Annotated in this window: 21 protein-coding genes and 1 pseudogene; 5 read left to right on the plus strand and 17 right to left on the minus strand. The window is 29.6% G+C overall.

Going from position 1 to position 20,915, the window contains the following annotated elements:
- Nucleotide 1 precedes the first annotated feature (1 nt).
- The 3 genes and pseudogenes from BHW04_RS01705 to BHW04_RS01715 form a co-directional block, all read right to left on the minus strand.
- Nucleotides 2-998: pseudogene (locus BHW04_RS01705) on the minus strand (M42 family metallopeptidase).
- 94 nt (nt 999-1,092) lie between these two features.
- On the minus strand, nt 1,093-2,181 hold the full coding sequence (locus BHW04_RS01710) for a DEAD/DEAH box helicase (protein WP_302698641.1): 1,089 nt from the start codon (nt 2,179-2,181) through the stop codon (nt 1,093-1,095).
- 2 nt (nt 2,182-2,183) lie between these two features.
- Nucleotides 2,184-4,178, minus strand: a complete 1,995-nt coding sequence (locus BHW04_RS01715) for an SNF2 helicase associated domain-containing protein (protein WP_302698642.1) — start codon at nt 4,176-4,178, stop codon at nt 2,184-2,186.
- Between the two features lie 165 nt (nt 4,179-4,343).
- On the opposite strand from BHW04_RS01715, the gene BHW04_RS01720 reads away from it, so the two are divergent.
- Entirely contained in the window at nt 4,344-5,513 is a 1,170-nt protein-coding gene (locus BHW04_RS01720; protein ID WP_022211717.1) for a M20 metallopeptidase family protein, read from the plus strand.
- Between the two features lie 52 nt (nt 5,514-5,565).
- Here the strand turns inward: BHW04_RS01720 and BHW04_RS01725 are convergent, their stop codons facing one another.
- Nucleotides 5,566-7,839 (minus strand): glycoside hydrolase family 31 protein, encoded by a 2,274-nt coding sequence (locus BHW04_RS01725; protein ID WP_302698643.1) that lies wholly within the window; start codon nt 7,837-7,839, stop codon nt 5,566-5,568.
- Between the two features lie 15 nt (nt 7,840-7,854).
- Nucleotides 7,855-8,412, minus strand: coding sequence for a maltose acetyltransferase domain-containing protein (locus tag BHW04_RS01730; RefSeq protein ID WP_302698644.1), 558 nt, complete (start codon nt 8,410-8,412; stop codon nt 7,855-7,857).
- 128 nt (nt 8,413-8,540) lie between these two features.
- Here BHW04_RS01730 and BHW04_RS01735 point away from each other — a divergent pair, with 128 nt between their 5' ends.
- The 3 genes from BHW04_RS01735 to ytaF all read left to right on the plus strand — a co-directional run bounded on the left by BHW04_RS01735 (nt 8,541) and on the right by ytaF (nt 10,533).
- A complete protein-coding gene (locus BHW04_RS01735) occupies nt 8,541-9,422 on the plus strand; it encodes an AraC family transcriptional regulator (protein ID WP_302698645.1) in 882 nt (293 codons plus the stop codon).
- Nucleotides 9,423-9,504: 82 nt separating this feature from the next.
- Nucleotides 9,505-9,744: a hypothetical protein gene (locus BHW04_RS01740; protein WP_022168123.1), complete on the plus strand. Its 240-nt coding sequence runs from the start codon at nt 9,505-9,507 to the stop codon at nt 9,742-9,744.
- Nucleotides 9,745-9,912: 168 nt separating this feature from the next.
- The gene (ytaF, locus tag BHW04_RS01745; RefSeq protein ID WP_302698647.1) at nt 9,913-10,533 is read left to right on the plus strand and encodes a sporulation membrane protein YtaF; all 621 of its coding nucleotides are present in this window, start codon (nt 9,913-9,915) and stop codon (nt 10,531-10,533) included.
- Nucleotides 10,534-10,643: 110 nt separating this feature from the next.
- Here ytaF and BHW04_RS01750 read toward each other — a convergent pair whose 3' ends face one another.
- The 10 genes from BHW04_RS01750 to BHW04_RS01795 all read right to left on the minus strand — a co-directional run bounded on the left by BHW04_RS01750 (nt 10,644) and on the right by BHW04_RS01795 (nt 17,509).
- Entirely contained in the window at nt 10,644-11,021 is a 378-nt protein-coding gene (locus BHW04_RS01750; protein WP_302698648.1) for a TIGR04086 family membrane protein, read from the minus strand.
- Nucleotides 11,022-11,080: 59 nt separating this feature from the next.
- Entirely contained in the window at nt 11,081-11,356 is a 276-nt protein-coding gene (gene yajC, locus BHW04_RS01755) for a preprotein translocase subunit YajC (RefSeq protein ID WP_022211711.1), read from the minus strand.
- Between the two features lie 163 nt (nt 11,357-11,519).
- Nucleotides 11,520-12,668, minus strand: coding sequence for a tRNA guanosine(34) transglycosylase Tgt (tgt, locus tag BHW04_RS01760; RefSeq protein WP_302623478.1), 1,149 nt, complete (start codon nt 12,666-12,668; stop codon nt 11,520-11,522).
- Between the two features lie 20 nt (nt 12,669-12,688).
- On the minus strand, nt 12,689-13,714 hold the full coding sequence (gene queA, locus BHW04_RS01765) for a tRNA preQ1(34) S-adenosylmethionine ribosyltransferase-isomerase QueA (protein ID WP_302698649.1): 1,026 nt from the start codon (nt 13,712-13,714) through the stop codon (nt 12,689-12,691).
- A gap of 10 nt (nt 13,715-13,724) precedes the next feature.
- The gene (gene ruvB, locus BHW04_RS01770) at nt 13,725-14,756 is read right to left on the minus strand and encodes a Holliday junction branch migration DNA helicase RuvB (RefSeq protein ID WP_022211708.1); all 1,032 of its coding nucleotides are present in this window, start codon (nt 14,754-14,756) and stop codon (nt 13,725-13,727) included.
- Nucleotides 14,757-14,766: 10 nt separating this feature from the next.
- The gene (gene ruvA, locus BHW04_RS01775) at nt 14,767-15,375 is read right to left on the minus strand and encodes a Holliday junction branch migration protein RuvA (protein WP_302698652.1); all 609 of its coding nucleotides are present in this window, start codon (nt 15,373-15,375) and stop codon (nt 14,767-14,769) included.
- Between the two features lie 140 nt (nt 15,376-15,515).
- Nucleotides 15,516-15,935 (minus strand): hypothetical protein, encoded by a 420-nt coding sequence (locus BHW04_RS01780; RefSeq protein WP_302652919.1) that lies wholly within the window; start codon nt 15,933-15,935, stop codon nt 15,516-15,518.
- A gap of 164 nt (nt 15,936-16,099) precedes the next feature.
- A complete protein-coding gene (locus BHW04_RS01785; protein ID WP_302698654.1) occupies nt 16,100-16,744 on the minus strand; it encodes a hypothetical protein in 645 nt (214 codons plus the stop codon).
- Nucleotides 16,745-16,868: 124 nt separating this feature from the next.
- Nucleotides 16,869-17,132, minus strand: coding sequence for a response regulator transcription factor (locus BHW04_RS01790; protein WP_302698656.1), 264 nt, complete (start codon nt 17,130-17,132; stop codon nt 16,869-16,871).
- 146 nt (nt 17,133-17,278) lie between these two features.
- Nucleotides 17,279-17,509 carry a hypothetical protein gene (locus BHW04_RS01795; protein WP_022211703.1) on the minus strand — a complete coding sequence of 77 codons (231 nt, stop codon included), beginning with the start codon at nt 17,507-17,509 and terminating at the stop codon, nt 17,279-17,281.
- 241 nt (nt 17,510-17,750) lie between these two features.
- On the opposite strand from BHW04_RS01795, the gene BHW04_RS01800 reads away from it, so the two are divergent.
- Nucleotides 17,751-18,506, plus strand: coding sequence for a GerMN domain-containing protein (locus BHW04_RS01800; RefSeq protein ID WP_302698658.1), 756 nt, complete (start codon nt 17,751-17,753; stop codon nt 18,504-18,506).
- A 38-nt stretch (nt 18,507-18,544) separates the two neighbouring features.
- Here the strand turns inward: BHW04_RS01800 and hydF are convergent, their stop codons facing one another.
- Nucleotides 18,545-19,735, minus strand: a complete 1,191-nt coding sequence (gene hydF, locus BHW04_RS01805) for a [FeFe] hydrogenase H-cluster maturation GTPase HydF (protein ID WP_302698659.1) — start codon at nt 19,733-19,735, stop codon at nt 18,545-18,547.
- Entirely contained in the window at nt 19,728-20,804 is a 1,077-nt protein-coding gene (gene hydE, locus BHW04_RS01810; RefSeq protein WP_302698661.1) for a [FeFe] hydrogenase H-cluster radical SAM maturase HydE, read from the minus strand. The genes hydF and hydE overlap by 8 nt, the downstream gene beginning before the upstream one ends.
- Nucleotides 20,805-20,915 lie beyond the last annotated feature (111 nt).

The following is a 20,915-nucleotide window of genomic DNA, read 5'->3' on the forward strand; positions in this document are numbered from 1 at the left end:
CTTAAACCAAATATGCTGTTAATAGCTTGATTGTATTCTCAAGAGCTGAAACATGAGTTCTTTCCATACCATGGGAAGCATGTACTCCTGGTCCAATTAATGCCCCTCTAATATCATTTCCACCTCTTAAAGCAGCACTAACATCAGAACCATACATTGGATAAATATCCACTGCATAGTTTAATTTATTTTTCTTAGCTAAGTTTACAAGCTCCGTTACCATATTATAATCATATGGCCCACTTGAATCTTTAGCACAAATTGAAACATCATATTCGCTACAGCTTAAATCTTCTCCTATACATCCCATATCCACTGAAATCATTTCAGTTATATCTGCTGGTATATATGCTGCTCCATGTCCTACTTCTTCATAAGTAGAAATAACTATCTTGGTAGTATACTTTGGAGTTATATTTTCTCTTTTAAACATTTCAATCATAGCTATAAGTGCTGATACGCTTCCCTTATCATCAATGAACCTTGATTTAATAAAACCTGATTCTGTTATGGTAGTCTTTGGATCTATAAAGATAAAATCACCTGGTGCTATACCTAGCTTCTCCACATCTTCCTTTGATTTTACCACTTCATCAATTCTAACTTCCATGTTTTCATCATCTCTTTTTTTAGTGCTGGCATCTTTAAAAACATGGGCAGCAGGACTTGTACTTAATAGTACAATATTCTCCATCTAAAGTAGGTACTATAGGTCCACCTAAAAGAGTGAATCTTAATGTTCCGCTACCTGTTATTGAACGAACCATAGCTCCTAAAGTATCCACATGAACAGAAAGCCCTACAACTCTCTCATTACTTTCTCCTGGTATTGTTATAACTGCACAACCTTTATTAGTTCTTTGAAAATTATATCCATAAGGTTTTAGCATCTCTTCAATTTTATCTATTATCTCAAAACAAAATCCTGTTGGACTATTAAAACTTAATATTTCATTTGACGTATTTAATAGAAATTCTCTATTCACATTATATTCCATAACCATTTCCTCCCAACTCTTCTTTACATAATCTATTTAAAACTATTTTCTTTCTTTGGTCAATAAATATAAATTGCATCTATATTATTTAGAATTAACTGAATAAATCTATTATTTCATCTCTAGAAAGCTTTCCTATGACATTACTTCCTATTTCCTCACCACTTATGACTTTATTAATATGCTCTCTCTTATCCTCTTGCAATCTTATGATATTTTCTTCCACAGAATCTTTAGCTATAAGCTTGATTACTTCAACAATATTCTGCTGACCAATTCTATGAGCCCTATCAGTAGCTTGATCTTCAATGGCTGGATTCCACCAAGGATCAAAATGTAGCACCAAATATGATGATGTAAGGTTAAGGCCAGTACCTCCTGCTTTTAAGGAAATTAGGAAAATTTTTAAATCCTCACTTTCATTAAATTCCTTAACCATCTTCACTCTTTTATTAGCTTTTGTGCTACCATCTAAATATAAATACCCTATGCTTTTTGATGATAATTCACCACCTAATTTCTTAAGTACAGATGTAAACTGTGAAAAAATAAGTACCTTTCTATTTTCACTAATTGCCCCATTTACAATATTTAAGGCTGCTTCAATCTTAGCACTTCTACCTTCATATTCATCTAAAATAAGTGCTGGATCTAAACATAATTGCCTTAAATTAGTTAGATAAGAAAATACAGTAATTTTATTTTCTTCTCCACTATATAACTTTTGCCTCACTTCTTTTATATAGGACTGATAAACTGACTTTTGAGTTTTCCCCATTTCTACCATAAACTTCTTTTCTATTTTATTTGGCAGTTCCTGAATTACATCCTTTTTAAATCTTCTTAATATAAATGGCTTAATAAGTTCTTTAAGCTCCTCATGCATATCTTCTTTAAGATACTTCTCTTTAAACTTTGCCTCACTTAATAAATAACCCGGCATAATATAGTCAAAAATTGACCATAATTCCATTAAATTATTTTCCATAGGAGTTCCACTTAATGCTATACGACAATCAGCTTTTATTGCCTTAACATACTTGGTGTTTTGTGCCTTTGAATTTTTAATATTTTGTGCCTCATCAATAATACAAAAATGAAATTTTTTTTCCTTATAATATTCATAATCACTCTTTATTAGACCATAAGTAGTTAAAATGACATCAAAGTCTTCGTCTATCATTGCTAACCTATTTTTTTATCTCCATGAATTATTCCTACTTTAAGGTTTGGTGCAAATTTATTAAACTCATCTCGCCAGTTATATATAAGAGATGTGGGTGTGATAACAATTGATTTTTTACCTTTTTGACTTAATAGAAAAGCTATTATTTGAATTGTCTTTCCTAATCCCATTTCATCAGCTAATATTCCTCCAACCTTCAAGTTGGCAATTTCATTAAGCCAATTAAATCCTTCTACTTGATAGTTTCTAAGTTTAGCATTTAAATCATCAGGTACTTCCCTCTGTTTCCTATTACTTAAGCCTTTATCAATTTCCTTTATGGTCTCTTCACCTTTATCAAAAGCTGTTCCTTGATTTTTCAAGCTTTCATTTATATAAAGCATCTTATTTTTATCTATCGTTATATTATCATCAGATATATCTAAACTATCTAAGATATTTAATATTCTAATTACTGTTTTATCCTTTAAATCAAGATAGTTATTATTTTTTGTCTTATAAAATCCTTTTTTATTTTTCATATCATGTAAAGCTGAATTTAGCTCTTTAATAGTAAAACCCTTTACCTTAAAATAATACCCTTCATCCTCTTCTATAAATGAATAGTCTAAATCTTTTCCTTTAATAAGTCTTATATCTTTAAAGGAATTGTTCAGGTATACCTTACCTTCTTTTAAAAGTTCTTTAAATCTAACTGAAAGCAAATCATATATATCTTCATCTTGCCCAATAAATTTAAATTTGTTAGCCTCTTTAATAAATTTAAGTTTTTCCATTTCCATAACAATTTTTTCTTCATATATCTTGTCACGGATAAAACTTAATTTACTTACGTCTTCAAGCAATGTTATTTTTCCTACGGGATAATTTATATCTACCTTGCAATAAATTTCACCATTAGCCTTAATGAAATAAAATTCTGGTTTTATTAAACCTTTAACTAATCTTTTAACTCCTTCTCCTAAGGATATGTCCTCTGTTATATTAGAAAGAATTGTTAAAATTTTCACTAAACTTTCCTCATTATTAGCAATCATAACCTGTCCTTTATCCATCAACGGCTTATAGATTACTTTTAAAAATTTGATTTGCTCTTTAGTAGGAACATATATTTTTCTGTCATATAAAAATACATCTAAAGAATCATTTAAAGGAATTGGCATCTTATTGGTAGTTGTTACTAATATTTTTCCTTCTTTAATCTTTATATTAAAATGCATTGGCAGCACTTTCTTAATAACTTCTGCCTTATAATTAACATAATCATAATTAAAGATGATACTTTTATTATCCTCTAAAAGCATTAAAAATTCTTTCAACTCCTCTGCTTTAATTTCAAAGTATCTTCCTATTATCCTTTTTCCCTTGGAATCTTTGCTGATTATATTTTTATTAATATAACTGATGATTCTTTCTGCCTCTTCATTAAGTATATGTTTATGAGGATTATACACAAAATTATCATTAAGACTTAAAAATCTCTTATTTTCCATGCAGTAAATAAACTCATTAATAGATTTCATAAGTGCTAATGAACTATCACCAATCCACAACTGAGCAATATACTTTTCATGACCATTTTCCTTAATAGCTTTAAGCCTTGGCTCTATTTTAAGGGAAACTTTTTCAATCTTTATAGGCTCCTTACTACCTTTTTTCTTTTCATTCTTTTTTGCTATCATATAAAATTTATAGGCCACAGCCATCATATGCTTACATTTAAAATCTCTATGTACATATTTATTATCTAAGAAATCCTCACAACTACAATTTTCACCTGAAATTTTTTTATTTGGTAAGTCAACTTTTATGTGAACATTATAATACTTCTCAATTTTTTCATCTTTAACTTTTCCATATATATGATATATACTTTCTATCTTCTTACCTTTAATATCACTTACCAATTTATTTTGATAAAGCCTTTTTCCTTCAATTCTACTTATCTTTGATCCTGATAGTAATATAAGGTCAAGCATTTCATTCAAATCCATAAATTTCACCCCGATTCCTCTATATTTTATACACAATTATAGCACAATAAAAATAACTGCATCTACTAATAATCTATCAATATACCCTATCTTATTTCTTATAAAAGATTTTTTTATGGGTATTGCATATATATATTAGGTATATTATTTTTTGAGGAATTTAAAATGATTGATATTGTAGTTGAAACAAAACTTATTGCTAACTATATTAAAAACTTAAGGAAATATTTTCATATGTATCCTGAACTAAGTATGCAAGAATTTAAAACAAGTAAAAAAATTCAAGAAGAACTTAAGAAGATAAATGTTCCATATTTAAATGAAGTAAAAACGGAAGTAATTGCTTCCATCGGTAATAATCAAGGTAGAACCATTGCCTTACGCTGTGATATGGATGGTTTAAAAATAACTGAAAATACTGGTGTACCTTATGCTTCAATTAATAAAGGAATTATGCACGCTTGTGGTCATGATGCCCATATGGCTTCACTTATAGGTGCTGCCATCGTATTAAAAAAATATGAAGATCTTCTTCCAGGAAAAGTACTTCTTATATTCCAACCTTCTGAAGAAAATGCCAAAGGCGCAAAACTAATATGTGAACATGGTTATTTAGATAATGTGGATGAAATATTTGGCCTACATGTATTTACTGACATAGACTGTGGAAAACTCTCTATAGAATCTGGTGCTAGAATGGCTGCCTCAGATAAATTCATCATTCATATAAACGGTAAAGCTGGACATGCTGGCACTCCTCACCAATGCATTGACGCTTCTTTAGTTTGCGCTGCCATACTCATGAACCTCCAATCAATTATCAGCCGTGAGATAGATCCTCTTGATAATGCCGTAGTAACCGTTGGCCATATTGAATCTGGCTCAACTCATAATATTATTTCCAGTAAAGCCTTTATTGAAGGTACAGTACGTACTTTTTCCGTTTCCACTGCTAAACATATAAAAGCATCCATTGAGCGTATTAGCTATGCTACTGCCCTAAGTTACGGAGCTACTGTAAATATTGACTATGAATCTTCTGCCCATCCAGCAGTAATTAATGATATAAATGTGGTAAATACCGCTCTTAATGGTGCAAAAAAAATCTTTACTGACAATACTTTCATTAAAACTCCTCCTATAATGCTAGGAGAAGATTTTTCCATATATCAGAAAAAGATTCCTGGTGCTTTTGCCTTTGTAGGTAGTGGCAATGATGAAATTGGCTGTGATCACCCTAACCATAGTGAAAAGTTTAATATAGATGAAAAATCAGTGATTATTGGCACACAATTATACTTAGCTTATGCTTTAGAAGCTTTATCAAAAACATAATAATTTTCAATATTAAAAGGGAGCCTTACTATCTAGGCTCCCTTTTAGAGTATTAAAAAATCATATAGTCATAGCTTTCATATTTTCTATTGTATCCATCATGAATAAGATTTAGTTTTACCTTCATTTCCTCTTCCATTGAAACTTCTATCCTATATTCATTATACTCTCCATTTCTATAATTAAAGCTTTCACCATCATCGCAATAATGAGTATATGCCATATGCTCTACCCCATTATTTGATCCATAGATTTCTAAATGAAGCACATTATTTTCCTTTTCACCTATATAGTTCATTTCCTCCATAATAGGAATTATAGATCCAGACTTTATATAAATAGGACATGTATCTAGCGGTGCATCTTTTATGATATACTGACCACCAGTAAATTCATCCTTAGTCCAATAATCTATCCAACTATCACCTTTAGGTAAATATACAAGCCTCTTCCTAGCACCAGCCTCTACTACAGGTGCTACTAATATATTATCACCAAATAAAAACTCATCATTTATTTCATAAGTGTTTTTATCATATTGATAGTTGTATAATAATGGCTTAAATATTGGTGTACCATCAAGCTCGCATTTTCTATAAGCATCATATAAATATGGAATAAACTTATATCTTAATTTAATATATTTTCTATTTATTTCTTCTGTTTCCCTATCAAAAGCCCAAGGTTCCTGATCCCTAGTTGCCAGTGAAGAATGGTTTCTAAAAAATGGTGTAAATGTACCAACTTGCACCCATCTACTTAATAACTCTCCAGTACAATCAAATCCAAATCCACCTACATCAGTACCGCAATATGCTAATCCACTTAATCCTAAATTCATAAGCATTGGTAATGACATTCTAAGATGTTCCCAAGTACTTTGGTTATCTCCTGTCCATATAGTTGAATACTTTTGTGTACCAGAATAACATGCACGAGTTACGATAAATGGCCTTTTTCCTGTAGCTTTCTTTAAACCTTCATAAGTGGCTTTCGCCATCATATGACCATAAATATTATGAGCTTCTTTGTGGGCCATAGGAACTCCATCATCATTAAACATTACATCATCTGGCAATGGTCCATTAAAGCTTGCTGGTTCATTCATGTCATTCCAGATACCTGATACACCTGAATCTAACATTATTTTTTGATTATTACCCCACCAATTTCTCACAGTACTGTTAATAAAATCAGGATATACTGCATCGCCTGGCCATACTTTATTAACATAAACCACTCCATCTTTATCAGTGGCAAAATATCCCTTTTTAAGTCCTTGATCATATATACTATAGCCTTTTTCCTTCTTAACTCCTGGATCAACAATTGTCACTACCTTAAATCCCTTTTCCCTTAATTTTTTCATTATTTCCTCTGGGTTACTAAACCTGTTATTATTCCAAGTAAAGACTTTATATCTATCCATGTAATCAATATCTAAATATAAGATATCGCAAGGAATATCTTTTTCCCTAAAGCTATCGGCAATTTCCATCAATCTTTCTTCATTGCCATATGACCATCTACTTTGAGCATAACCTAATGTCCAAAGTGGTGGAAGAGGTGTTCTTCCTGTAAGATAAGTATATCGCTCTACCACTTTATTAATTTGTGGTCCATTAATAAAATAATAATCAATATTACCATCTACTGCTGAAAAGTAATAATAATTACTATTTTCCTTACCCATATCAAAATGAGTTTCAAAATGATTATCAAAGAATATTCCATAGGCATTTCCTTTTTCTAATGCTATTAGAAATGGAATAGATTTATATAAGGCTTCAAAGGTTTCTCCATGTGGCGCTGGATTATCTGTATTCCAATTCTTATAATGATATCCTCGCTTATTTAAAGATCCTGTTCTCTCTCCTAACCCATAAAATAAAGTATCCTCATTCATAGTTTTTTTGACAAACACTTTAAACTCTTCTTCTTTAGCATATTCATGTCCTTCATCCTCTAGTAAAGTATAATCACCACTACGTCTTATAAAGGGACTTCTTTTTCCTCGATGATCTGAACATATAAGCTCATTTTCTATGTTATATATATCTATCATAAATTCATCATAAATTTTTATTATAAGAGCTTCTGTGATAATGTCGATAACACCAGTTCTTTTCTCCACTGTAAAATTACATATATTACTATCTAAATATTCTATAGCCTTAGATTTTCTTTCCTTAGAAATCTTTGGTACAAAGAAATTTATTATATCTTTCGTAATAATCTTTATATATGCAGTACTTTTCTCATAATTAACACTTACTGTATTTTCATCAATAGTATAACTTAATAATTTCCCAATTTTCTCCATCATAATACCCTCTTATTTTTATATATTTTCTTTTATTATTTTAGCAGGGTTCCCACCTACAACTACATTGTCTGGCACATCTTTAACAATAACAGTTCCAGCTGCTACAACTACATTATTTCCAATGGTCACACCTGGTGTAATTATACTTCTTCCACCTAACCACACATTATCACCAATGGTAACTGCCTTACCATATTCAGCACCACTACATCTTTTTACTGCATCTAGCGGATGAGTGGCTGTATAAATATGAACACCTGGTGCTAAAAATACATTTTTTCCTATAGTAACTGGACATACATCTAATATTACGCAATCAAAATTGGCATAGAAATTATCACCTACTTTGATGTTATATCCATAATCACACTTAAATGTTGGTTCAATAAATATATTTTCTCCTACTTCTCCTAAAAGTTCTTCTAATATTTCTTTTCTCTTCTCCATTTCAGTTTCAATTGTATTATTATAAATTCTCGTAAGTCTTCTAGCATTTATTCTTTCATTTACTAAAGTTTCATCTCCAGATAAATACATTTCCCCATTAGTCATTTTTTCTTTCTCACTTCTCATAATTAGCTCCTCTTTAATAAACAATTTATGTTATTATTAATATAATACTGTAATTATATATTAACTTTCACCTTAATACTTCATTAAAAATTACATTTTTATATAACAAAACTGCTCTAGGAGGATTTATGAATTCAGATTTACTTAATTTAAAAGAAAATAAAAATCATGGAGATTTTAATATTTTGCTTAGCACTTATAAAGGTGAAATAACAGAAGCCTTTCCTCATGTGGTATTGCATTGGCATAAGGAAATAGAAATGACCTTAATCTTAAAGGGAAAAGCTGAATATAAAATAGATTTTGCTACATTTACAGTGAATGAAGGAGATATTGTTATTATTTCTCCTGAAAGTCTTCACACCATCAATAAAATTAACAGTTATGATATGGAATGGACAACTATAATATTTAGTCTTGATTTGCTTAAAAGTCATCTTACTGATGGATGCTCACTAAATTATATTTCCCCTTTGCTGAATAAAAGTTATAAGCTACCTGTAATAATCAATTCTGAAAGCTCTGGTTATAAAAAAATTTATTCAATTATTAAGGAAATCCTTTCTACATATGATAAAAAAGATATTGCTTATGAATTAGAACTAAAATCCATGCTGTTTAACCTCTTTGCAAATTTCTATAAATATAACTATGTCCATAAAGAAAATAACTATAGTGAACTTACTAATGATATTCAAAATAAAATGAAAACCATCCTTAATTATGTACAGGAAAATTACAATAGAGATATTTCTATTAAAGAAATTTCTAAGTTATGTAATTTCAGTGAATATTATTTTATGAGATTTTTTAAAAAATATTCTGGTACTTCTTGTTTAAAATATATTAATAACTATAGATTAGAAAAAGCTGCTGAATTATTAAAATCCACTGCCTATTCTATTACAGATATTTCTTTAGAATGTGGCTTTAACAATTTATCGTATTTCAATAAGTTATTTAAAAGAAAATATCATCTTACTCCAAGAGAGTTTAGGGATAATATATAAATTTTAATATTGCCTTAATATACCTTCATAGGTTATACTAAATGTGCAAAATAAATATACATTTAAATTTGGAGGTACTAAAATGAGTTGTGGATGTTCAAACTTAGGAAATGACGGAAAAGCTGTAGTAGATTTAGTAAGAAGTAAAGGAAAAGCTGATCTTAAATTAAGAAATGCTTATGAGATAAATTGTTCTTGTGGACAAACTTTTACTATGGAAATATTAGTTGATAGATGCCCTCATTGTAATATGACATATGGAGTTACACCATGTAGCCAAGGAGATGTTAATAACATCAAAGCTGCTGGAATTAACTACTAATATTATTTAAGCCCAGCAAATTGTGCTGGGCTTAAATTCATATTGATAAATCTTTTATTTCCTTCATCACCTATATATCTCATAACAATATTAATTTAAAAGATTAAAGTAACTAATTTTAGTTTTTTCGAATATATTAGATATTATATCAATTAAAGGAGTATAAAAATGCATATTTTTTCTTCTATTTTACTTGCATTTTCCTCAAGTATTGACAGTCTGATAATAGGCATTGCCTATGGAGTAAAACAAATTAGAATAAAACTCATCATTAATTTAGTAATTTCCATAATTGTAACGCTAACAACATTTCTTGCTATGTGTTTAGGACACCTTATTTGTAATTATATTCCCACTGATATTTGCACCTATATAGGTTCAAGTTTGTTAATAATAGTAGGCTTATATATTCTTTGGGATTATTATAAAAAAAAGCATAAGCATACGGAAGAAAACTTAGTAGAATTTATTAACTCTTTAGATTATGACGAGATAGTTGAGCTTAATAAAACTGCCGACATAAACGGCTCTGGAAACATTGAAATAAGTGAAGCAATAACTTTAGCATTATCCTTAAGCATCAATAATCTTGCTTTAGGAATTGGTGCTAGTATTTCAGGCATAAGCATATTTCTCACCACAATTTTAACCTTTGTTTTTAGCGTCATTACAATGATCATAGGATTAAAACTTGGAGCAAGGTACTTATCAAAAATTTTTGGTGAATATTCACCGCTATTTTCTGCAATTATCATAATAACCATGGGTATATTTGAATTTTTCTTTTAATACTAAAAGACAGCTAATGTAAGCTGCCTTTTTATTTAATCTTTTCCATAAAATTTTTCAGGATATTTTATTTTTTTAAAATTGATAATAGATACTAGATAATTAAATATCTAACTTTCCCCTATATTTATTCCTAGCATTCCTGATAAAAAACCTACTATAACACATAATGCAAATCGTATAAGTTCATAAATTCCAAACTTTGAGCTGGCACCTAATAATACTCCTGTTATATATAGTGCTATGTAAAAGAATACTCCCACTGCTAGTCCAACTAACCATCCGTTTTTACCATGAAGCTTTGCTGCTAAAATTGTTCCAAATACCAAACCAAGCGAAGTAATAACAACATAAAGGCCACTAAACATAGATTCACTTATTTTAACAAATGTCATAAATAGAGATAATATTGCTGTTAAAATTACTGTTACTGCAATAGAACCTATTAATCCCTTTAAGACACAAGAAAAATAATTCTTCCAGTCCATAAAAAAACACCTCCTATGCTTCATAATATGAATCAGTAGAAGGTATTATTCCTTACATCTTATGCGTCTTTAGTTATTTTTTGAGCAACAGAATTCTTTGTTACTCTTATTCTAACTCTATCTGGACCACTTTGAATTACTAATTGATCTTCATCTATTGTGATGATTTTTCCAACGATTCCACCTCTTGTTAAAACCTCATCATTAACTTGTAATTCAGCTAACATATTATTATATTTTTTACTTCTTTTCTTTTCTGGTAATATTAATAAGAAATACATTATTGCAAACATTGCTGCAAAAGGTATTACTATTTGAATTAAAGCTTGTGCCATAATTAAGTTCACCCTTCCGTATTTAATCTACATAACTTTTGTATCACTATAAATCATACTTCATTTTAAATATACTGTCAAATTTAAAATATAAACTTAACATTTTTTTAATATTTATCAAAATATTGCCTATATCATTAATTTAGATATAGGCAAAGTATTTTTATTTATCTTTTTTACATCCCCATGATTCAAGCTTAGCTGCCTTGTATTCTGCAAAAGTACCATTATCAAGATTATCTCTTATCTCTTGCATCATATTATTATAGAAATAAAGATTATGTAATACTGCAAGTCTCATTGCTAGCATTTCTTTTGCCTTAAATAAGTGTCTTATATATGCTCTTGTATAGTGTTTACAAGCTGGACACTTACATCCTTCATCTATTGGTCTTTCATCTGTTTCAAACTTTTTATTCATGATATTTATCTTACCATTGGCAGTAAATAAATGTCCATGTCTACCATTTCTTGCTGGAAGAACACAGTCAAAGAAATCAACTCCTCTTTCCACTGCCTCTAAAATATTTTCAGGTGTACCAACGCCCATTAAGTAAATTGGCTTATCTTCTGGTAAATGAGGAACTACTGCATCAATTACTCTATACATTTCTTCATGTGTTTCACCAACAGCTAATCCACCTATTGCGTATCCATCCATATCTAAACTAGCAAGATGCTTAGCATGTTCAATTCTTATATCTTCATAACATCCACCTTGGTTAATACCAAATAGCATTTGCTCTTTATTGATTGTATCAGGTAGTGAATTTAATCTATCCATTTCTGCTATACATCTATCAAGCCATCTATTTGTTCTTGCTACTGATTGAAGAACATACTCCCTTGTAGACGGATTTGGTATACATTCATCAAAAGCCATTGCTATTGTAGATGCTAAATTGCTTTGAATTTGCATTGATTCTTCAGGCCCCATGAATATCTTCTTACCATCTATATGAGAACTAAAGTACACCCCTTCTTCTTTTATCTTTCTCATACCAGATAATGAAAATACTTGGAATCCACCTGAATCTGTAAGTATTGGTCTATCCCACTTCATAAATTTATGTAATCCACCCATTTCAGCTACAACTTTATCAGATGGTCTTAAATGTAAGTGATATGTATTTGATAACTCAACTTGACATCCTATTTCCTTTAAATCCATTGATGATACTGCACCTTTAATAGCTGCTAAAGTACCAACATTCATAAAAACTGGTGTTTCTATTGTTCCATGAGGAGTTTCAAATCTACCTCTTCTTGCTTTACCTTCCTTTTTTAATAAAGTATATTTTTTACTCAAAATTTCACGTCCTTTAACTTATGTTACTTTATAATCATCGAATCTCCAAATGAGAAAAATCTATATTTTTCTTTTACAGCTTCATTATATGCATTCATAACTTTTTCTTTTCCTGCTAAAGCAGATACAAGCATTATTAGTGTTGATTCTGGTAAGTGGAAATTAGTAATCAGCTTATCTACTACCTTAAACTCATATCCTGGATAAATGAATATGTTAGTCCATCCACTTTGTGCTCTAACCATTCCATTTTCATCACCAATAGTTTCTAAAGTTCTTGTAGAAGTAGTTCCAACAGAAATAATCTTTCCACCATTTTTCTTTGTATCATTGATAATTTTAGCATCTTCTTCCTCTAAATGATAGAATTCTGAATGCATTACGTGTTCATTTACATCATCAACCTTTACAGGTCTAAAAGTTCCAAGTCCTACGTGTAAAGTTACATATGCAATATTGACACCTTTTTCTTTTACCTTTTGTAAAAGTTCTTCTGTAAAATGTAAACCTGCCGTTGGTGCTGCTGCTGATCCCTTTTCTTTAGAATATACAGTTTGATATCTTTCCCTATCTTCTAATCTTTCAGTGATATAAGGTGGAAGAGGCATTTCTCCAAGTTCATCTAAAACTTGTTCAAATATTCCATCATAGATGAATTCAATTACTCTATTTCCTTCCTCTACTATATCAACCACTTTACATTTAAGTTTTCCTTCTCCAAAAGTGAATATTGTTCCTATCTTTGCTCTTTTACCTGGCTTAGCTAGACATTCCCATTTATCTCCTTCTATTCTTTTTAAAAGAAGAAATTCTATTTTCCCACCAGTATTCTCTTTTTCACCTATTAGCCTAGCAGGTAACACTCTAGTATTATTTAATACTAGAGTATCTCCTGGATTTAAATAGTTTAAAACATCATAAAAATGTTTATGCTCTATCTCACCTGTAGCCTTATCTAACACCATTAATCTTGAAGTATCTCTCTTCTCTAAAGGGTGCTGAGCTATTAGCTCTTCTGGTAAATGAAAGTTAAAATCACTTGTTTTCATCTTTTACTCCTTAATCCTCAAAAAAACTTGCTTGCTGTTTATTCTTCTTATTTACTCTTGTGCGTCCAAGATGTTCATAAGCTTTATCTGTAGCCATTCTTCCTCTAGGCGTCCTTACAATAAATCCTTTTTGCAATAAATACGGCTCATATACATCTTCAATAGTCCCCAATTCTTCACCTATATAATAGGATAAAGTTTCTATTCCTACTGGACCACCTTTAAAGTTATCTATAATAGCTTCTAATATCTTATTATCAACATTATCAAAGCCTTTATTATCCACTTCCAATAATTCCAGTGCTGCCCTTGCTTCCTTATAGCTTATTAAGGAATCTGAATATACTTGAGCATAATCTCTTACTCTCTTTAATAACCTATTAGCTATTCTTGGAGTTCCTCTTGATCTCCTAGCTATTTCCATGGCACCTTTTTCTGTAATATCACAACTTAAAACAAAAGCAGACCTTACTATTATCTCCTTAAGCTGCTCATCTGTATAATAAACCATATTACACATTACACCAAATCTATCTCTTAATGGAGCTGTAAGCATTCCCACTCTAGTAGTTGCTCCTATTAGTGTAAAATGTGGTAAATCAAGTCTAATAGACTTTGCTGCTGCTCCTTTTCCTATAACTATATCAAGGGCATAATCTTCCATAGCAGGATATAGTATTTCTTCAACATTTCTATTTAACCTATGTATTTCATCTATAAATAAAACATCATTATCTTTTAATGTTGTAAGTATAGCTGCCAAATCTCCTGCTCTTTCAATAGCTGGACCTGATGTAATCTTAAGATCTCCTCCCATCTCTTTAGCAATTATATTAGCTAATGTGGTCTTTCCTAAACCTGGAGGTCCATAAAGCAAGACATGGTCCAAAGCTTCACCTCTAGATTGTGCTGCCTTAATAAATACATTAAGTTTCTCTTTAACTTTATCCTGACCTATATATTCATTGATTTTCTGTGGTCTTAAACTTAATTCACTGTTGCCATCTTCCTTCAATTCAACTGGTGTAATAATTCTCTCCACTATTTCACCTCTATCCCATTAAAACTTTTAAACAATCTTTAATGATATCCTCCAATGATGCAGTTTTATCTACTTGTTTAAGTGCTGTTTCTGCTTCTTTTTCTGAATATCCTAAAGCTAATAATGCACCTAAAGCTTCTCCAACTGTATTTGTATTTACCGTTGGCTGTAAGTCCTCAAATCCTTCTTGAATATCAACACCGCTCATTATATCTTCTTTCTTAATTTTGTCCTTAAGCTCTAATATAATTCTTCCAGCAGTTTTCTTACCAATTCCCGGGGCTCTACATAAATGTTTATCATCTTCCATAATAATAGCATATTTTAGATTATTTATTCTGCTGATAGATAATAAAGATAAAGCTGCTTTAGATCCTACACCACTAATTGATAATAAAAGTTTAAACATTTCAAGTTCTTCTCTATCTTTAAAGCCATAAAGCCCAATAAAATCTTCTCTCACTATTTGTTCTAAATAAAGCATAACTTCATCATTTATTCCTGGCATTTCTGCCATTGTTGCACCGGAAGTAAATATCTTATATCCTATATTATTATTTTCAATAATTATATAGTCTTTATTTATTCCCATGTATTTTCCTTTAATATATTCGTACACTATATTTATCCTCCTGCCCCACTATTTCGCCTACATTCTACTTTAACATTTTAATATCTATTTTTCAATGAAAAAAGCTGACAAAACAAATAATATTGTTTGTCAGCTTATTTACTTTTATATAATTTTAATCAATGAAACTATTGTCCTGTAATAGAACTACCATATTGTTCCATAATATCAATTGATTGAACATCTCGAAAAATATTATCAATAGCGTAATCGTATGTATTAAACTCTATTTTATGAGCCATTAGTTTTGAAATAACCTCTTCTTTTTCTTCATTAAATACTAATTCATCTTGCAATTTTTCAATTATATTAGATGTATAATATAGTTGACATTCTCCTTCTTCTATACCAATTTTATAACAAACTGTATCTACTATATCATCAAAATCATTGGTTAAATCATCATATGCTTCTACTTCTTCAACTCGTCTAGTTTTATAGTAATAATAATTATTTATATATGCTTTTGCCATTGCATAATCATCAAAACCTTTTACATTACCACTAGGCATAACTAGCAAATACTCATTGCTTGGAACTATATTCATATACTTCCCTCCATTTCATCTTTGCTACTAAATACTTTTGATATTTATTAGTTTTGTTTTTTATTTCTTTTACATTTTTATTGTCCCCCTTTATCATTTTTGTTATACAAACGCTAGGACATATGATAAAGGGAGAATAGCATAAAAATGGGATCTTACTTTCATTAACTAATATATCCACTTAGTATTTCTTTTGCTTCATTCTTAGTATCATAACCAAGCTTAAAATTTTTAATATCTTCTTGATCATTTTCTGGAATTGTATTCACCATTCCACTACTTCTGTATATATCACTTTCATCTTCTATAAATACCTTGCCATTTTGATCACTCTTATATATTGCAAAATATCCGTCTTTTTCACCTAAATAGTATTTATTAGGTTCAACTGTTACTTCTTCCTGATCCTTATTTAACACTACTTTCTTTTCACTTAAACTTTCCACACTATAGCCTTTAGAAGCATAGTAATCTACTAAAAATTGTTCATTTACACTGTCAATTTCATTATCAAGTTTAAAGTCTTTTAAAGTTTCTGATTTTTCTACTACTCCATCTACCTTTAGTATTATCTTCATATCATCACTTAATAAGTTGGTATTATTATATACTGCGGTTTTAGATTGATTATCACTGACATCTTTATATTTACTATTAGTTAATCTATCTACAATAAAATAAGTTGAAAAAAAGCATACTATAAGTAAAACTATAAATAAGTTCACTCGATTTCTTATTCTTTTTTTATTTTCCTTCTTATCTTCGTTATTATATTCTTCTTCATTATAATCTTGGAAATTATTATTCATAATCAATCACTCCTTTTATGAATAATTATTTCCATTTTTTTCTTTGTTATTCAACATTTTTTAATTTTCAAAAGATTTTCTATCTAAAATAATATTCATCAAGATACATCCTTACCTTATAAGTTTATACAACAGTACCATTTAAATAAAACATAGCAATTTGTATTCTTCTTGCCAATCCTGTTTTGTTTAATATTGAATTTATATATCTTTTTACTGCCCCTTCAGAAATAAACAGCTTCTTTGCAATTTCCTTATTGGTAAGTCCACTTGCAATTTCTTTTACTATTTCCTTCTCTTTTCGTGTAAAATTTAATAACTCTTCTTTATTTTGAAAAATTTTCTCAATAAATACATCTCTATCTGACCAATCTATGCTTTTGTACATTAATTTTAAAACTTTCCCTTATAAGACTATCATCGTCTGCCAGTACAATTTTAATGCCCATTTAATAACTCCTTTATACCAATTTGGTTAAATAAAATCATTATCATTTATCAAAAAATTATAGCCTTAAATAAAATTTAATATCTTCACCATTCAATAACTAAAATATTATAATCTTCCTTTATTAAAGATATTCTATATCCTTCTTTTATCAGCCAGTTAATTAATGCTCCTTGTATTATTTCATCTTCATCATCTATAGCTAAAATTGCTGTAATCTTATTCATTCCCATTGATTTACTTTTATTTATATTTTCTATGACCTTTGCCTTATGACTTTCAAATACTTCTGACTTTTCACCTTCTAAATAATTCATAAGATCCCCCTATAATTTTACTTTCCTTTTTATTTATAGTATTTTCCTATATTATTTATTACAAAAAAATTATAGAGAAAGCTAGTACTTTCTCTAAACTCTTATGATATTTCTTCTTTATCCTTTATTAAAGTTAAGCCAGCTAATACTAAATATAAATTTTTATTAAAATAACTATTCTTTTTTACATATTTTGGTAATATAATATAGGTATGATATTTTTTAAGTAAGGAGTATGATTATGAAAAGAAAATTTTTAAGTATAAGCTGTTGCTTTTTCCTTTCTCTATCACTTATATGCTGTAGCCAAGTAAAGAGTTCTCTAGATGGTAATGATACTAGTATTATCACTTCAGCTAGTGATAATACTAGTATCTCTTCCCAAGATGAAACTTTAATAAACGATGCATTATCTGTTGATGAATCCACTTTGCAAGATAACGAAGCCACTACTAATGTTTCTACATCAACTATCTCTGAAAATCCGAAAGAAAATACTAACACTTCCTCAGCTATTGAAAAAAATACTACTGTTGAAAACTTATCTTCTACTGAAGACTCTAGTTACTCATCACAAACATGTAGATTATTCTTTTATAATTCCGTTGACGGAAGAAGATATTATGTAGATGAAAACATTCATGTTGAAGAAAATGCCCTAGTATCTGCTTTAACTTCTGCATTACAAGATAATAAATACAGCTCTGACTTTATATTATTATCTAATCAAATTGGTGTCAGCAGTGCCACAGTAGATGCTGCTAACAATGCACTTACAGTTAAATTCAATGATTCATTTGAAAAATATATGAATCTTGACCCTGCTTCTTCCTATGAACTTATATATACTTTAATTAATACTTATGCCTATAATTATAAGGTGAATAAAGTTTCTCTTTACTTTAATAATATTCAATATACAGCAGCTCCAAGTGCTGATGAAAATGGTTGGTATGCTCCATATTTTGATTCTTCAATATCTTATAACAAAAACTAAAAAAAATACTCAAATCCTATCCTGGATTTGAGTATTTTTTATAAATCAAAGATTTCTATACTTCTATATAAGATTCCATTTAAATAAGCAAGTATAACACCATAATTGGTTATAGCTACATTTTGCTCCTTGCATCTCTTCACTCTTAATGTAACAGTCTTTCTATTTATCATACATGCACCACAATGAATAACTAAATCATACTTTGATAAATCCTCTGGAAAGTCATGACCAATCTTATAATGATATTCTAAATCTACTCCCACTGCTTTATTTAATAATTTAGGAATCTTCACTCTTCCTATATCTTCATGGGAAACATTATGTGTACAACTTTCACAAATAAGTATTTTAGAGTTTTCATTTAATTCTTTTATCTTCTCAGTTCCATCTACAAAACTTTTTAAATCACCTTTATGTCTTGCAAATAATATAGAAAAACCTGTAAGATTAATATCTCCTGGTACAATTCTTGATACTTTTTTGAAAGCCTGTGAGTCGGTAACTACCAACTCTACATTCTGAATATCTTCAAGAGCTGATGATAACTCAGTATCTCTTACTACATACGCCTTTATCCCATGATCTAAACAATCTCTCAAACATTGCACCTGCGGCAATATTATCCTTCCCTTTGGTGCTTCTGAATCTACTGGTATTACAAGAACTACTTTTCCATCATAAGGTACAAGATCACCTATTATAGGCATTTCCTCTTCTTCCTCTTCCAATCTTATAGCAATTCCTTTTTTTAATTCCTCAATACCTTCACCGGTTTCTGCTGAAACAAAAAAGGCTCCTATATATTTTTTTCTTAAGTAGTGAAGACTTTCTCTTGGTATTACATCAATTTTATTAATTACTAAAATGCTTGAGATATTATACTTTTTAAATTCTATTTTCATATGATCATAGCTGTCTTCATCAATATCATTTCCATCCATTACATACAGTGCAAAATCAGTTCTTTTTAGCATTTCAATGGATTTCTTCATTCTAATTGATCCAAGCTCCGTGTGATCATCAAGACCAGCTGTATCAATAAATAGCACCGGTCCTACAGGGATTAATTCCATGGCTTTTAACACAGGATCAGTTGTTGTTCCTGGTACATTTGATACAAGACATAAGTCTTGTCCTAAAATCCCATTTATAAGTGATGATTTTCCTGCATTGGTTTTACCATATATTGAAATGTGTTTTCTATTTGAATTCGGTGTGCTATTCATCATTATCACCTACCTTCATTTGCTCTTTCTTTATCACACTATCTCCCCTACCAATTTCCACTTTATAACCTGATAAATTTATTCTTCTTTCAATGCAATTTCTACATTCGGCTACTTCATCACCAGTACATATCTTTCCATCATATAAAGCATATTTATCTCTCACCTGCTTTGGTGATAAGTTTGGCATTACTACATTTGCTCCAGCTTTCAATCCCTTTTCTCTGCCTAATGGATCTATACTTCCTAAGGCAGTAGTTGCTGGTAACATAGCTTTAGGCACCATAAGTCGTAGTAAAGCCAACATTATCATAGTTTTTTCTACAGTACCACCTACTTCATTTCTTAATGGTGTATCCTTTTGTGGAATAAAAGGCCCTATACCACACATATGTGGATTTAGCTTCTTTATAAATAAAAGATCATTTACCAAATCTTCATTACTCTGATTAGGTAAACCAATCATAAACCCTGCACCTACTTCATAACCTATTTCCTTTAGATTATATAAGCACTGTACCCTATTTTCATAACTGGCATTAGGATGCAAGCTTTCATATAATTTCTTTGTTGCAGTTTCATGTCTTAAAAGATATCTGTCTGCTCCAGCTTCAAACATTCTTTTATAAGACTCATAACTTCTTTCACCTATAGATAATGTTATTGCATTTTCTGGATATTTTTCCTTTATAGCTTGTATAATTTTCACCATTCTCTCATCAGTAAAATAAGGATCTTCGCCTCCTTGAAGGACAAAAGTTTTGTATCCAAATCTATTACCTATGGCTGCACATTCTAATATTTCCTCTAAAGATAATCTATATCTATCTGCTTTGCTATTATCGCTTCTTATTCCACAATATTTACAATTTCTTACACAATAATTAGTGAACTCAATAAGCCCTCTCATATAAACCTTATTGTCATAATACCTTGTTCTTAACTTATCACTTTTCTTTATCAAATAATCTCTTTCATCTTCATTTATCGTATCTAGTACATATATAAGTTCCTCTTTTGTTGCATTATTTTCACAATATAACTTATTAATTATATGCTTTATATCCATTTTTACCTCACATAATCCTCTTTAAATTACAACCTCTTATATAATTTATATCTTATTTATTTTTACTTTTATTGTCAATATAGCTGAATATAGTTATAATAATAATTTATT

This window comes from Clostridium sp. 29_15, from assembly GCF_001916075.1.
Taxonomy (GTDB): domain Bacteria; phylum Bacillota; class Clostridia; order Clostridiales; family Clostridiaceae; genus Clostridium; species Clostridium lentum.